Below are 15,067 nucleotides of genomic sequence, written 5' to 3' on the forward strand. Positions count from 1 at the left end.
TATAAAATATTGATGGATATATAAATCGAAACTTGAATTCAAGCTTATTTAATAAAAAGAGTACTCGCTTACATTAAGTTAAGAATAGTAGGTTTTAAATTTCAAGTTATTTTAGCTAAAAGCTTAAATTCAATGTTTTACCGAAGGTTGAAAGGTATACCTCAGAAAACTGGCTGATAAGAGAATTTCATGGGTAATAAAATTAAACAAAATAACAACGAGTTAAACTACTTAGAGCAAGATTTTGATGCAGAGATAAATTTAAAGGAGTTGTTATCGGTACTTTGGAATCGTAAGTTTATAATTGTCTTTACATCGGTTGTATTTACTATCGTAGCCGTATTCTATGCATTGAGTTTACCTGATACTTATAAATCTGAAGCATTATTAACAGTAGCAGAGCAAAAAGACTCTACAGGGTTAGGTGGCTTATCAGGGCAGTTTGGTGGTTTGGCTAGCTTGGCTGGAATTAACTTAGGTGCAGGCTCAGATAATAAAACACAACTAGCAATAGAAGTTTTAAAGTCACGTCAATTTACGAGCGAATTTATACAAAATCATAATATTCTACCTGATTTAATGGCAGTCAAGTCTTGGAATAGTAGTACTAATGAAATTTCGTACAATGAAGATATCTATATAGCACACCAAAAAAAGTGGATCCGTGAAATATCAGCACCTTTCAAGCCAAAGCCTTCAATGCAAGAAGCACATAGAGCGTTCAGCAAAGTCGTATCTATAAATACTCTTAAAGATACAGGTATGGTTACAATTTCGATTGAACATATATCCCCAGTAATTGCAAAGCAATGGGTAGACTGGTTAGTCGAAGATATTAATTCAGTTATGAAAAAACGAGATGTAGCAGAAGCAAATCGAAGCACTGACTTTCTAGTGAAACAGCTAAATAAAACAAAAATTGCTGATATACGTTCAATTTTATATAAGCTGATAGAAGAGCAAGCAAAAACAATTATGTTTGCTAACGTTCGCGATGAGTACGTATTTAAAACAGTAGATCCAGCAGTTGTCGCTGAAGTTAAGTCAGGCCCCAAACGCGCTTTTATTTGTATATTTGCAGCAATTTTAGGGTTTATTTTGGCAACAATTAGTGTTTTGACTTTGTATTTTTTAAAAAAAGAAGACTGAAATAATCCGCTTTTAGCAGTAATTTTTTAAAGGTAATTAAATTGAAAATACTAGTGACTGGTGGCGCAGGGTTTATTGGCTCTGCTGTTATCCGACATATAATTGATAACACTCAAGATTTGGTTGTCAATCTTGATAAGCTAACTTATGCAGGTAATTTAGAATCACTAAAATCAGTTGATAGTAACGATCGCTATAAATTTGAACGCGTTGATATTTGTGACCGTATAGCCCTAGACCGTGTTTTTGCCCAGCACAAGCCAGATGCTGTAATGCACTTAGCTGCAGAAAGCCATGTTGACCGCTCAATCACTGGCCCTGCCGAATTTATACAAACTAATATAGTAGGCACTTATAATATATTAGAAGCGGCTCGTGAATACTGGAATACATTAAGTAACGATGCCAAAAAATCGTTTAGGTTTCATCATATTTCAACTGATGAAGTATATGGTGATTTACCTCACCCTGATGAACAAGAAGGCCAACTTCCATTATTTACAGAAGAAACATCTTACGCGCCAAGTAGTCCTTATTCTGCAAGTAAAGCATCGAGCGATCATTTAGTTCGAGCATGGCTGCGCACGTATGGTTTTCCAACGATCGTTACTAATTGTTCTAATAATTATGGCCCTTACCACTTTCCTGAAAAATTAATACCTTTAGTGATACTTAATGCTCTAGAAGGAAAGGACTTACCTATTTATGGTAAAGGCGACCAAATACGTGACTGGTTATACGTAGAAGACCATGCGCGCGCTTTATATAAAGTAGTGACCGAAGGTATTGTTGGAGAAACCTACAACATAGGCGGTCACAACGAAAAGCAAAATATTGAAGTGGTGAAAAGCATTTGCAGTATTTTAGATATTTTAGTGCCTAAAGATTCCCTATATTCAGAACAGATAACGTTCGTGGCAGACCGCCCGGGCCACGACAGGCGTTATGCTATTGATTCATCAAAAATGAGTGCAAAGCTAAATTGGACACCAGTTGAAACATTCGAAACAGGCTTACGTAAAACCGTTCAATGGTATTTAGACAATCAAACGTGGTGTCAAAATGTACAAGATGGTTCATATCAGCGTGAGCGTCTGGGTGAAATAAATATGACAGCTAAAGGAAAATAGCATGAAAGGAATTATCCTTGCCGGAGGCTCCGGTACACGCCTTTACCCTATTACTATGGGGGTATCTAAGCAGTTACTCCCAATTTATGATAAGCCAATGATTTACTATCCGCTTTCTGTGTTGATGTTAGCGGGAATACGTGAAATCTTAATTATTACTACACCTGAAGATCAAGAGTCATTCAAACGATTACTAGGTGATGGCTCACGCTTTGGTGTTGAGATTAGTTATACAGTACAGCCAAGCCCAGATGGTTTGGCTCAAGCGTTTATTTTAGGTGAAGAGTTTATTGGCTCTGATGACGTTTGCTTATTGCTAGGCGATAATATTTTTTATGGGCAAGGGTTTTCACCCAAGTTAAAGCATGCAGTAGAAAATGCAAAAAATGGCCAAGGCGCAACTATATTTGGTTATCAAGTAAAGGATCCGGAACGTTTTGGTGTCGTTGAATTTGATGAGAACCAAAAGGCGATTTCCATTGAAGAAAAGCCAGCCAAACCAAAGTCTGATTTAGCAGTAACCGGTTTATATTTTTACGATAATTCAGTTGTAGAAATAGCAAAAAAAGTCAAGCCCTCACATAGAGGTGAGCTAGAGATAACCTGCTTAAATGAAATATATTTAAAGCATAATAAGCTTAATGTTGAAATATTGGGTCGTGGCTTTGCTTGGCTTGATACTGGCACGCATGAAAGCTTACTTGAAGCGGCTCAATTTGTAGAAACAATTGAAAAGCGACAAGGATACAAAATAGCTTGCTTAGAAGAAATTGCATTAAATTATGGCTGGTTAACAAAGCAAGAAGTTTTAAGACTAGCTAAGCCACTAGAAAAAAATAGTTACGGGCAGTATTTAAAAAGTATTGCCAGCTGAAATTATAAAGTGAGTTAGTTATGAAAAAAATAGCCGTAGTAACTGGTGCTACAAGAGGTATTGGCTTAGCTATATCCCAGAAGCTAAGTCAGGATGGTTTTTTTATTGTTGGTATATCAAGGGCTGATAATCAAGAAGCAAATGATTCTTGGGTGAATTCTCTATCAAATGATTGTCGCTTATTTAAGTGCGACGTCACAAGTTTATTAGCTGTTGAAGAGATGATTGCTAAAATTAGTGAGCTTGAAGGTTCAGTTCATTTACTTGTAAATAATGCGGGTATTACAAGTGATAGTTTTTTTCATAAAATGTCATTGGAAAGTTGGAAAAGTGTAATCGATACTAATCTAAATTCATTATTTTATATTACACAACCAATATATAAAATAATGAAAGAGAACGGCGGTGGAAAAATAATTAACATTTCATCTGTTAATGGTCAAAAGGGTCAGGCAGGTCAAGTAAATTATTCATCTTCGAAGGCTGGTGTCCATGGATTTACAATGGCATTAGCGCAAGAAGGCGCTAGAAGTAATATTTTAGTTAATACAATATCTCCGGGTTATACAAACACCGAAATGATGAAGAATATTAGAGTTGATATATTGCAAGGCATAAAAGACAACATTCCACTAGGGCGACTGGCTGAGCCAAAAGAAATTGCTAATGTAGCTTCATTTCTTGCAAGTGATTGTTGCTCATACATTACAGGTGCGAATATTCCTGTAAATGGCGGCTTATTCATAGGGTAATTATAAAATGGCATATTTAACAGATATTGAATTACAAAGTGTTGGCTTTAAAGCGCTTGGTAAGAATGTCAAAATTAGCGACAAAGCTGCAATATATAATCCAGATCAAATTGAGATTGGTAATAACAGCCGAATTGATGATTTTTGTGTTATTTCAGGTAACGTAAAAATAGGTCAATATGTCCACATAGCACCATTTTGTCTAGTTGCTGGCGGTGAGAAAGGTATTCAAATGGATGACTTTTCAGGTTTAGCTTATCAAGTACAAGTATTCAGTCAGTCGGATGATTACTCTGGTCGAACTTTAACAAACCCTACAATACCGACTAAATATAAAAAAGAGACGAAAAAACATGTGCATTTAGCTAAGCATGTAATTGTCGGTGCTGGATCAATTGTTTTCCCAGGAGTAAAGCTTACAGAGGGCTGCTCTGTAGGTGCCATGTCTCTAGTTAACAAAACTACTGAGCCTTGGGGGATTTACGTTGGAAATCCAGCAAAGCGTGTAAAAGAAAGAAAGAAAAACCTACTTGAACTAGAAATTGAATTTTTAAGAGATAGCAATGGTTCCTTTTAATATACCTCCTAAAGTAGGTACAGAATTAGCGTATATCGAACAAGCGATTGCATCAGACAAGTTATGCGGCGATGGTTACTTCTCTAAAAAATGCGAAAAATGGTTTGAAGACAGCTTCAACACAACAAAAGCATTACTAACCCCCTCATGTACAGCATCGCTAGAGCTAGCTGCTATTTTGATTGATATTCGACCTGGTGATGAAGTTATAATGCCTTCATACACATTTGTATCGACGGCTAATGCATTTGTATTACGTGGTGCAAAAATTATATTTGTTGACGCTCGCCCAGACACAATGAATATGGATGAAACACTCATTGGAGCTGCAATTACGGCTAAAACAAAAGCAATAGTGCCAGTACATTACGCAGGTGTAGCTTGTGAAATGGATACAATACTCGCTATCGCAGAAAAACATAATTTGTGGGTCGTAGAAGACGCCGCACAAGGCGTAATGTCTACCTATAAAGGTAAAGCCTTAGGAACTCTTGGTCATATAGGGTGTTATAGCTTTCATGAAACTAAAAACTACTCATCGGGTGGTGAAGGTGGGGCAATTTTAATTAATGACCCTAAGCTGGTTAAGCGAGCTGAGGTTATACGTGAGAAAGGAACAAACCGTAGTCAGTTCCTGCATGGCATCGTCGATAAATACACATGGCAAGACATAGGCTCGAGCTTTTTACCAAGCGAGTTACAAGCTGCATATTTATATGCTCAACTTGAAGCAGCAGACACGATAAATAATTATCGTTTATCAATCTGGGAGCGTTATTACAGTGAGCTTAGCCTAAAACTAAAAGCTGAGCAGCTACCTCATATTCCAGATTCATTAACGCATAACGCGCATATGTTTCATATAAAATTGAGCTCAAATGAAGAGCGAAATGAATTTATTAATTATATGAAAGCGCAAGATATTACGACACCTTTTCATTATATCCCTCTGCACTCAAGCCCTGCAGGAAAACAGTTTGGCGAGTTTTTAGGCAATGATACTTATACAACGCAAGAGAGTTCAAGGCTAGTACGTTTACCGCTGTATTATGGAATGACTACAGAAAATCAAGACAAAGTAATAAAAGCGTGTTTGGACTTTTTTCTTGAAAGCTAAAACAATTTTACAATTTGCTTTAGGCCCAATTGGTGCTGCACTTCTTGGGTTTATAACCCTACCGTTTGTTGCTTGGTTTTTTACAGTTGAAGATGTCGGCCGTTTGACTATGTTGCAAGTGGTTTTAGGGTTAGCTGTATCTTTATTTAGTTTATCAATGCATCAAGCTTATGTTCGTGAATACCATGAAAAGGCTGATAAGGAAGCTTTATTAAAATTAAGTATTCTTCCAGGTTTAGCCCTAATTACTATTGTTGCATTGATAGCCTTATTACAGCCTTTCTCTATTTCTAAATTATTATTTGGGATAGATTCAAATTCGCTAACGGTATTATTATTTGTGGGATTGTTAGCTAGTTTTTTTATTAACTTTTTAGCGCATGTAATTCGTATGCAAGAACGCGGTTTAGCTTTTTCTATAACGCAGATTGCTCCTAAGTTATTCTTACTCATATTAATAAGCTTAATAATGCTTTTTGGCTTAAAAGCTGAATTTTATACGCTTATGTTAATGAATACGTTAGCGATAGCGTTTTCATTAATTATATTTGCTTGGTTAACAAAGGGGTCGTGGATTGCAGCTCTTACGAAGCGAATTGATACCGTATTATTAAAGGGAATGCTAACATTTAGTTTGCCGCTAGTTGCCGGAGGTATTGCTTACTGGGGGGTGAGTACCATGGACAGGTTCTTCCTTAGAAGTTTAGCCGGTTTTGAGGAACTCGGTATTTATTCGTTGTCAGCAGCTCTAGCTGGGGTTATATCGGTTGTTACATCTATTTTTTCTAGTATATGGCACCCGCTTCTTTATCGTTGGGTAAAAGAAGGCTCAGAGAAAAGTAAAATCGAGTGTGTTGTTGAGAATATGGTGTTATTTGTTGTGCTGATTTGGTCTTTATTTGGTTTATTATCCTTTATTATCCCTTTATTTTTGCCTCAGGAATACTCCGCTATAGAGTATTTAATAGTAGCATGCATAGCTATGCCTTTATTTTACTTATTAAGCGAGGTGACAGGTGTAGGGATTGGTATAACCCGCAGAACTAATTTTTCTATGTTAGCGTCTTTTATAGCATTTGTAGTTAATGCAACTCTAAACTATTTATTAATACCTTATTATGGGGCATCTGGAGCTGCATTAGCTTCAATTTTTGCATTTTTTATTTTTTTTACAGTAAAGACAGAATCTAGCGCGCATATATGGAAGGCTATACCAAGAGTTAAAATTTATGTATTGATGATTGGTTATGTAGCTGCTACATGCATTATGGTCATTACAAAAGCAAATGAACCGGCGCTAATGTGGATTTGGGTTTTCCTACTAATTTTGAGTTGCGCTCTATTTTCTAAAAGATTAGCAGAAACATATTGTTATTTAAAAAACTATTTAATAAAAAGGGTTTGAATGTTATTTATTTATGGTGCTTTACCAGTAGGTGGTATTGAAACGTTTTTTATGCGAATGGCTAAAGAACGTCACAGATTAGGGTTGCATACAAGCATTCTTCTTTTGTCATTACCACACGAAAGTAACTCTGAATTATTAAACGAAATGAAAAAGTATGCAAACGTACTATTTCCTAATGATATATTTTTAAATTTAGGAAAATTCACACGCAGATTACCTTTACTCGTGCCCGTTAAAAAAAGAGCATTAGAGCGTATTTTAGAAAATGTAGATCAGATACATGCAAGCGATGGAATGCATGCACTAGTGGGGTATCGCTTATCAAATATATTAAATAAAAATATAGTTGTTACGGTTGGTTTTTATCATTACATAAAGTTTTTGTGGGGCGGTGATAATGTTGCTTGGCATGAAAAAGTTAATCGCAAATTTATATTTGATTTTTTACCCGAAAAATCCCTACTTTTTTTCTCGGAAGGCAATCGCCAATTATATGTAAAACATAAGCGTAAAAAATTGACCGATGCAAATACTTTTAGATTAGGAGTTATCGATAAAAAAGATATAAAAGTTTCAGGTGAAGTAAAATTACCAATAAAAATATTAGCAATAGGGCGACTAGTTGATTTTAAAACATATAATTTTTATATGATTAAGGTCTTAAAGAATTTAAAAACGAAAGGGTTTAATGTTCAATTTGACATTTATGGTGATGGCCCTTTAAAAGCACAAATAGCCGATGAAATAAACAAAGCTGGACTGAGTGAATCTATTCATTTGAAAGGGACATTAGACTATCTAAAGTTTGATGAAACAGTGAGTAACTATAATTTATTCATAGGTAGTGGTACTGCTATAATCCAAGCCGCAGCATTAGGTTTGCCAAGTATTGTAGGCGTTGAAAATGTTATAGAAGCTGAAACATATGGGTATTTTAGCGATGTTAACCAATATGAATACAATCTAAAGGGATTGGATTTAGAAATGATATCGGTTGAGACAATTATTGAAGATTATATCAATATGAATACTCAGCAAAGAAAAGCCCTAATATCTAGTCATTTAGAGTGCATTGATAGTTTTACTAATGAGTCTTGTCAAAAATCAATGGATGAATTGAAATATATAACTATGCCAGCTAAAAAATTAAAATATAACCGCTGGATTTATGAATTTTCAAGAATATTAGACAGAGTTAGCATGCGTTTTAATAAAAGGCATCCTTATTTAACTCGTTTTGAAGGTTTTGAGAAAAACTAACTTTAACTTGATTAAATACGACATATTTAGAAGTGAAAATTATACTTAAGTATGTAATAAGTTAGGTTGTTAGAAGTGAAAAAGAATTGATACTTTCTGTAGGTATTTATTTTAAAATATTTAAGACATTTTTACGATTATAATTATTAGCTTATAAATATATAGCAGTTTTAATAAAGTATTGACACTCACTTTTTAAATTTACTCTATATGCAATGGAAAATGGTATAAAAATTAATTAAAGGTTTTTAGTATGAGTATAATTAGAAAAATCAGAAGTAATCTTTATAGTAATTCAAATTTATTACGTAGGTGTTGGTTTTACTTAAGTTTTTATAGAAGAAATGGGTATTTTTTAACAGCTTTAAACCCAACAACATTTAATGAGAAAGTTCATATCAGAAAGAGTAACCCTTCTAACCCGCTGTTTTCTATATGTTCAGATAAGCTTGCCGTTAAAACGTGGATTACTGAAAAAGGGCTATCTGAAATTGTAATCGAAACTTACTATTCCGGTAAAATTATTACTTATGATACGTTAAAAAATATTATCCATGAAAATGGTGATGTATTACTCAAAGCAAATCATAACTCTGGGCCCGTTTATTTATTAACAGAGTCTTGTAGTGATGAACAAATTAAATACGCTTGTGACGATGTAAATAAGCAGTTAAAAGTTGATTATGGGAAACTCAAAAATGAGCCATGGTATAGCGATATTCCTCCTTCAATATTAGTTGAAAAAAGGTTGCTACCTCACCTTGGAGAGTCAAGTTTAAGAGACTACAAGTTTCATGTTTTCAAGCAATCAGATGGCGATGCAAAAGTTATCTTACACATCGACTTTGAAAGGGATGCAGCACATCATCGTTCTTTTTTTGATGAGAACCTAAATTGGATTCCTATGACGAGTGTATATCCATCAATAATTACTCAAATCGAAAGGCCAAAAAACTTTGAGACTATGCTAGAACTTGCTAAAAGTTTAGCAAAAGATTTTAGCTATGCCCGTGTTGATTTTTATAATGTAGATGGAAAAATATATTTTGGTGAGCTTACTTTTGCTCATGAATCGGGCGATGCAGGCTTTAACTCATATGCTTACGATAAGTGGTTAGGTGATTTATGGCAGCAAGATCCAAGGATGTAATGCTTTGATAAAAAAATGCTTTGAAAAGAAAATAACGCTTTTTATCAGTTCACTCGCAGGTGGTGGTGCTGAGGGGGTGTGTGTCACTGTCGCCAGTGGTTTAGCTGAAGCCGGTTGGGATGTAACGCTTGTAATACTTACATTGGAAAATGCTGTTTATCACACTCGATTAAGCAAAAAAGTAAATTTAGTTGTATTAGATTTACCAAATGCTCGCAGTTCTATTTTACCTATATATAATTATTTAAAAATACATAAACCGGCTAAAGTAGTTGTTTTTAATTACGAACTCAGCCTTATATTGTTATTGATTAAGCTTTTTATGAGGGTTAATGTAAAAATTATAAGTAGGAATATAAACTCTCTTTCTGAAAATTCAAAAAGTGTTAAAAGGAGTTTTCGTACTTCTGTATTTTCTTTCTTACTCATGAAAGTTTACAAAAAATCTGATCATATTGTTAATCAGTGTGAAGGCATGAGAACTGATTTGTTATCAGTGTTTCCAAAATTGAAAAATAAAACAAGTGTTATATATAACCCTGTAAACACAACAGTCGAAAAAGAAGCTGTTAATATAAAGCCAAGCGAAGTGTTTAAAGACGATTATATTTTATGTGTGGGTAGACTCGAAGATCAAAAAGCATTTCATTTTGCGATTCAGGCTTTTTCTGTCGTATCGAAAAATCACCCTAGTTTAAGACTTAAAATAGTTGGTCAAGGTAGTTTAGAGCAGAAATTAAAGCAACTTGTAACAGACTTTAATTTGAGTGAAAAAGTCGATTTTGAAGGCTTTCAAAAAAACGTAATCCCTTATTACTTGCATGCTAAGGTCACACTACTAACCTCTTTGTACGAAGGCTTCCCCAATACTTTAGTTGAGTCTATTTCCTTAGGTACACCTGTCGTTGCGTTTAATTGTAAAAGTGGTCCAAGCGAAATAATAAAACAAGGTAATAATGGCTATTTGGTTGAGTATCAAAATATAAATAGCCTGCAGGATTATTTAGACAAAGCGCTTACGTCTCCTTTGAATGGCGATAACGTTTTAAAATCATCAGAGGTATATAAAGTAAAAAATATAATCCAAAGTTGGGAAGCTTTGTTAAATGAGTTCTAATATCAAGAAATATAATTTTTATGATCGCTCTTTTAGGAAAAATCCAGAATCATATAAATTACTCAGTTTTTTTATAGCATTATTTTTTTGTGTATTTTTAGCAGCTTTACCTGTAGATGGGTTGGTTGATAGAGCAAGCTATTTACTATACCCAGAAAGCTCTCCAATATTATTAGTCAAAAATATTTCATCAGGCGTGTTACCGCTACTAGTTAATGAGCCTCTGTGGTTGGTTATTAACTCATTACTTTCGTTTGTTATTTCGCCAGAAAATATTATAAGAGCAATAATTGCATTTTCTACATTTACTACATTTTACTTGGTTCTAAAAAACACCAATAGAAAGTATTTTTATATGGTGATGCTATTTTTATTGTTACCTTTGGTTTTAAAAAATAACTTAATTCATTTACGACAAGGTTTTGGGGTAGCCATCTTTTTAATTGGATGGTTTAGCGCTTCAAATAAAGTAAAGTATTTTTTTTATGTCTGTGCTGCACTCATCCACTCATCATTCATAATTATCTCATTAGGTCTTTTGGGTGTTGGCTTTTTAATGCACTTAAAGCTTTCTCACGGGATCAGAAGTATACTTTATGTATTTGTTGGGGTCGTAGTTGGAGTTATGGGGCTTTACTTAGCACAGTTTATTGGTGCGAGACAGGGAGCAGAGTATAGTAACGGAGCATCGCAAAGCGCAAGTGGATTAGGATTTATTTATTGGAGCTTTGTTTTCATGTTATTTGTTATGCAAGGCAAAGTCTTTTTAAGATACAACACACAAATAATATTCTTTCTAATTTTATATCTTTCAACTTATTTTTTATTACCTGTTACGGCAAGAATATTTGAAAGTGTTGTATTGCTAGTGTTATTAGCTTCTCTTCGTTTTAAAGTAAAATACAAGCGTATTTTTCAATTGGTTTTCTGTTTATATTTCTTTTTGGTGTGGAGTCTACATTTGAGGCTTGAGGGTTTAGGCTGGTTTGTTAACTGATTATTGTTTAAAGGTATTTTAATTGAAAGTATTACACATTATTACAGGGCTAGCTGACGGTGGTGCTGAGGCTGTTTTATATCGCTTATGTACAACCGATACAAAAAATACCCATACGGTTATTTCATTAATGGGCTTATCAAAATATGGTCCGTTATTGCAGCAACAAGGTGTTACTACGTATTCATTAGATATGCCATTAGGACGTTTTACATTTAGCGGCCTATTAAAGTTATATAAACTTGTTAAAAGCATTAAGCCTGATGCCGTGCAAACATGGATGTATCATGCTGACCTCATTGGTGGGCTTGTGGCTCGTTGTGCGGGTATAAAAAATATAACATGGGGGCTGCATCAATCAGACTTAACCCCTGGTGCTGCTAAAAAGTCCACAATATTAGTTGCGAAGCTATGCGGGTATTTAAGTTACTTTATACCTAAAAAAATTATTTGTTGCGCCGACAAAGCTGCAGAGGCCAATAAAGGAATTGGCTATTGTGAAGCAAAACTTAATGTGGTTTACAATGGTTATGATCTTAATGCTTTTAAAGCGGACAATAGTGCTAAAGAACTAATAAAAAAAGAGTTTAGTATTTCAAATAGCACTGTTTTTATAGGAATGGTGAGTCGTTTTCATCCGTTTAAAGATCACGAAAATTTAATAAAAGCTTTAGGTATAGTAAAGCAACAAAAAATTAATTTTTCATGTTTATTAGTTGGTTTAGATATGTGTGACAGTAACCAGCAACTAATGGTGTGGTTACAACAAAATAACGTACTCGACAATATTATTTTGGCAGGCAAAAGAAGTGATATACCACACATAATGAACGGGCTTGATATACACCTTTTATCAAGTTCCAGCGAAGCATTCCCAAATGTATTAAATGAGGCTATGGCGTGTGGTACTCCATGCGTAACCACAGAAGTTGGAGATGCTGTACATATTGTTGGTGACACTGGATGGGTGGCTAAACCGCAAAACCCTCAAGATTTAGCGAGTAAAATAGTTGAAGCTATAAATATTAAAGCCCATTCAAAAGATGCCTGGGAAACAAGGCAGCTTAAAGCGCGAGAGCGAATAGAAAATAACTTCAAGATAGAAACCATGGTAAGTAAATATAATGAGATCTGGAACTCTTAAGCCTTATGAAAAAAAAGACATTATTTATAGTCACGACTGTACCTGAAACTCTAGACACTATTTTAAAAAATCAGCCTAAATTTTTAAATAATACATTTGATGTATCTGTCGTAAGCTCTCCTGCAGCGGCTTTAGAGCGAGTAGCTAAGAATGAGAGGGTTTCAGTACATCCAGTGCTTATGAGCCGAGGAATAAATGTATTTAGAGACTTTATTTCACTATTTTTTATGATCAAATTATTTTTAATTCACAAACCAGACATAGTGCATTCGTATACCCCAAAAGCTGGATTGATCGCCATGCTAGCTGCAAGACTATGTTTTGTAAAAATTAAAATACATACGTTTACCGGTCTTATTTTCCCGACTCAAACGGGTTTTAAAAAAAGCTTATTAATTTTTATAGATAGAATTATATGTAAATCAGCTACTCACATAGTACCAGAAGGAGAAGGAGTTAAGCGCGATCTATTAAGTTATAAAATCACATCAAAACAGCTGAAATTAATTGGCAATGGCAATATAGCAGGCATTGATATTGAATATTTTAATAAAAATAACAATAGCATCAATACTAATCTAAAAAGTGAATTATCTATTCCCCTTGAACACTTTGTTTTTACATTTGTAGGGCGCTTAAATATAGATAAAGGATTAAAAGAGCTTGTTAACGCTTTTTTATTGCAAACAGAAAAAAATCACTTACTACTAGTTGGTGACATTGATGATACAGCACCTATACAGCCTGATATTATGGCTATAATTAAAAACCATTCAAGAATTCATATGCTAGGGTTTCATTCAGATATTCGCCCGGCACTTATAGCTAGTGATGTATTGGTTCTTTCAAGCTATCGAGAAGGCTTTCCTAATGTCGTATTACAAGCCGGTGCAATGTCATTGCCAGTTATTGCAACAGATATTAATGGTTGTAATGAGATAATAACTCCTGGTTTTAATGGGTGGTTAGTTGAGCCTAGAAATGAAGATAGCTTAGCTAAAGCAATGCAAAATGCTATTAATACCTCTACACCTTCATTAAGTCTGATGGCTTGTAATGCAAGAACAAGAATTGTTGAAAGATTCGAAAGAAATACCTATTTAAAAACGCTAGAAAACTTTTATGTACAGTTGGTTAAATCATGAAGCGCTTATTTGATTTTATAGTGGCATTGAGTGCCTTTGTTATGTTGCTACCTATTATCATTATTGTAGGTATATTAATTCGCACTAAATTGGGCTCACCCATTTTATTTACACAAGACCGCCCTGGTTTAAACGGTAAAGTATTTAAAATGATGAAGTTTAGAACCATGCTTGATGGTAAAGATAAGCATGGTAACTTATTACCAGATGATGAGCGGATGACACCGTTTGGTGCTTTTTTACGTTCGACTAGTTTAGATGAACTCCCCGGTTTATTTAATGTATTAAAAGGCGACATGAGCTTAGTAGGGCCAAGGCCTCTACTCGTGCAATACTTACCGCTATATAGTAACGAGCAAGCACGCCGACACAATGTTCGCCCAGGTATTACTGGTTGGGCACAAGTAAATGGGCGCAATGCAATTAGCTGGGATGAAAAGTTCAAGCTTGATGTTTGGTACGTAGACAACCAAAGTTTTTGGTTAGATATTAAAATATTACTGTTAACGGTAAAAAAAGTATTTGTGCGTGAAGGAATAAGTGCTGATGGGCACGTAACTATTGAACCTTTTAAAGGTTCTAGTAATGACTAAGGCAACGGTTAAAACGCTGGCCATTTTAGGTGCTAGCGGCCACGGTAAAGTAATAGCTGATATTGCGGAGCAACTAGGCTTTAGTGTTAGTTTTTATGATGATGCATTTCCTGATAAAAAAAACATAGAGCATTGGCCTGTTATAGGTACATTTTCAGACCTGCTTAATGTACCAAATAACCAGGTAAGCGTGGCTGTTGCTATAGGCCACAACATTACCCGAAAAGTAAAAATAGAAACGTTAGACCAAAAAGGCTACATGCTTCCTGTGCTCATTCATCCAACTGCAGTTATAAGTAAATATGCTCAAATAGACTCAGGTTCTGTTATAGCAGCTAATGCTGTTATTAACACTTTTGCAGAGGTAGGCCGTGGCTGTATAATTAATACTTCAGCTATAATTGAGCATGATTGCAGAATAGGCGACTTCACGCATATTTGCCCAGGCACATCCTTAGCCGGAGGAGTTAGCGTTGGTCGAGCTAGTTGGGTAGGTATTGGCAGTAAAGTAAAACAACTCATTCATATTGGTGATAATACATTAATTGGTGCAGGTAGTTTGGTCGTTAAGGATATATCATCTGATGTAACTGCTTATGGGTCCCCCTGCGTTAAAGTTTCAGAAAACAGTCAAGCCTTTTAAATTTTATAGGA

The 15,067-nt window shown here is 34.7% G+C and carries 15 protein-coding genes; all 15 read left to right on the forward strand.

The genetic code is table 11. The features are described 5' to 3' along the window. Positions 1-189 precede the first annotated feature (189 nt). The 15 genes from PMAN_RS00710 to PMAN_RS00780 all read left to right on the forward strand — a co-directional run bounded on the left by PMAN_RS00710 (position 190) and on the right by PMAN_RS00780 (position 15,056). Positions 190-1,149: a Wzz/FepE/Etk N-terminal domain-containing protein gene (locus PMAN_RS00710; RefSeq protein WP_010555580.1), complete on the forward strand. Its 960-nt coding sequence runs from the start codon at positions 190-192 to the stop codon at positions 1,147-1,149. Between the two features lie 41 nt (positions 1,150-1,190). Further along, on the forward strand, positions 1,191-2,279 hold the full coding sequence (gene rfbB / locus PMAN_RS00715) for a dTDP-glucose 4,6-dehydratase (RefSeq protein ID WP_010555581.1): 1,089 nt from the start codon (positions 1,191-1,193) through the stop codon (positions 2,277-2,279). Between the two features lies 1 nt (position 2,280). Beyond that, positions 2,281-3,153: a glucose-1-phosphate thymidylyltransferase RfbA gene (rfbA, locus tag PMAN_RS00720; protein WP_010555582.1), complete on the forward strand. Its 873-nt coding sequence runs from the start codon at positions 2,281-2,283 to the stop codon at positions 3,151-3,153. A gap of 20 nt (positions 3,154-3,173) precedes the next feature. Next, the gene (gene phbB, locus PMAN_RS00725; RefSeq protein ID WP_010555583.1) at positions 3,174-3,905 is read left to right on the forward strand and encodes an acetoacetyl-CoA reductase; all 732 of its coding nucleotides are present in this window, start codon (positions 3,174-3,176) and stop codon (positions 3,903-3,905) included. Positions 3,906-3,912: 7 nt separating this feature from the next. Then, a complete protein-coding gene (locus tag PMAN_RS00730; RefSeq protein ID WP_010555584.1) occupies positions 3,913-4,482 on the forward strand; it encodes an acyltransferase in 570 nt (189 codons plus the stop codon). Then, the gene (rffA, locus tag PMAN_RS00735; RefSeq protein ID WP_010555585.1) at positions 4,469-5,599 is read left to right on the forward strand and encodes a dTDP-4-amino-4,6-dideoxygalactose transaminase; all 1,131 of its coding nucleotides are present in this window, start codon (positions 4,469-4,471) and stop codon (positions 5,597-5,599) included. Before PMAN_RS00730 ends, rffA begins: the two co-directional genes overlap by 14 nt. Next, positions 5,589-7,004, forward strand: a complete 1,416-nt coding sequence (locus PMAN_RS00740; RefSeq protein ID WP_010555586.1) for a lipopolysaccharide biosynthesis protein — start codon at positions 5,589-5,591, stop codon at positions 7,002-7,004. Before rffA ends, PMAN_RS00740 begins: the two co-directional genes overlap by 11 nt. Next, positions 7,005-8,267 carry a glycosyltransferase family 4 protein gene (locus PMAN_RS00745; RefSeq protein WP_010555587.1) on the forward strand — a complete coding sequence of 421 codons (1,263 nt, stop codon included), beginning with the start codon at positions 7,005-7,007 and terminating at the stop codon, positions 8,265-8,267. A gap of 253 nt (positions 8,268-8,520) precedes the next feature. Continuing rightward, positions 8,521-9,417, forward strand: coding sequence for an ATP-grasp fold amidoligase family protein (locus PMAN_RS00750; protein ID WP_010555588.1), 897 nt, complete (start codon positions 8,521-8,523; stop codon positions 9,415-9,417). A 4-nt stretch (positions 9,418-9,421) separates the two neighbouring features. Continuing rightward, the gene (locus PMAN_RS00755) at positions 9,422-10,534 is read left to right on the forward strand and encodes a glycosyltransferase (protein WP_010555589.1); all 1,113 of its coding nucleotides are present in this window, start codon (positions 9,422-9,424) and stop codon (positions 10,532-10,534) included. Then, positions 10,524-11,531, forward strand: a complete 1,008-nt coding sequence (locus PMAN_RS00760) for an EpsG family protein (RefSeq protein WP_010555590.1) — start codon at positions 10,524-10,526, stop codon at positions 11,529-11,531. Before PMAN_RS00755 ends, PMAN_RS00760 begins: the two co-directional genes overlap by 11 nt. Before the next feature lie 22 nt (positions 11,532-11,553). Further along, a complete protein-coding gene (locus tag PMAN_RS00765) occupies positions 11,554-12,675 on the forward strand; it encodes a glycosyltransferase (RefSeq protein ID WP_010555591.1) in 1,122 nt (373 codons plus the stop codon). Positions 12,676-12,680: 5 nt separating this feature from the next. Beyond that, the gene (locus tag PMAN_RS00770; protein WP_010555592.1) at positions 12,681-13,820 is read left to right on the forward strand and encodes a glycosyltransferase family 4 protein; all 1,140 of its coding nucleotides are present in this window, start codon (positions 12,681-12,683) and stop codon (positions 13,818-13,820) included. Continuing rightward, positions 13,817-14,413: a sugar transferase gene (locus PMAN_RS00775; protein ID WP_010555593.1), complete on the forward strand. Its 597-nt coding sequence runs from the start codon at positions 13,817-13,819 to the stop codon at positions 14,411-14,413. The genes PMAN_RS00770 and PMAN_RS00775 overlap by 4 nt, the downstream gene beginning before the upstream one ends. Then, positions 14,406-15,056, forward strand: a complete 651-nt coding sequence (locus PMAN_RS00780; protein WP_010555594.1) for an acetyltransferase — start codon at positions 14,406-14,408, stop codon at positions 15,054-15,056. Before PMAN_RS00775 ends, PMAN_RS00780 begins: the two co-directional genes overlap by 8 nt. The last annotated feature ends 11 nt before the right edge of the window (positions 15,057-15,067 follow it).

Source organism: Pseudoalteromonas marina, assembly GCF_000238335.3.
Taxonomy (GTDB): domain Bacteria; phylum Pseudomonadota; class Gammaproteobacteria; order Enterobacterales; family Alteromonadaceae; genus Pseudoalteromonas; species Pseudoalteromonas marina.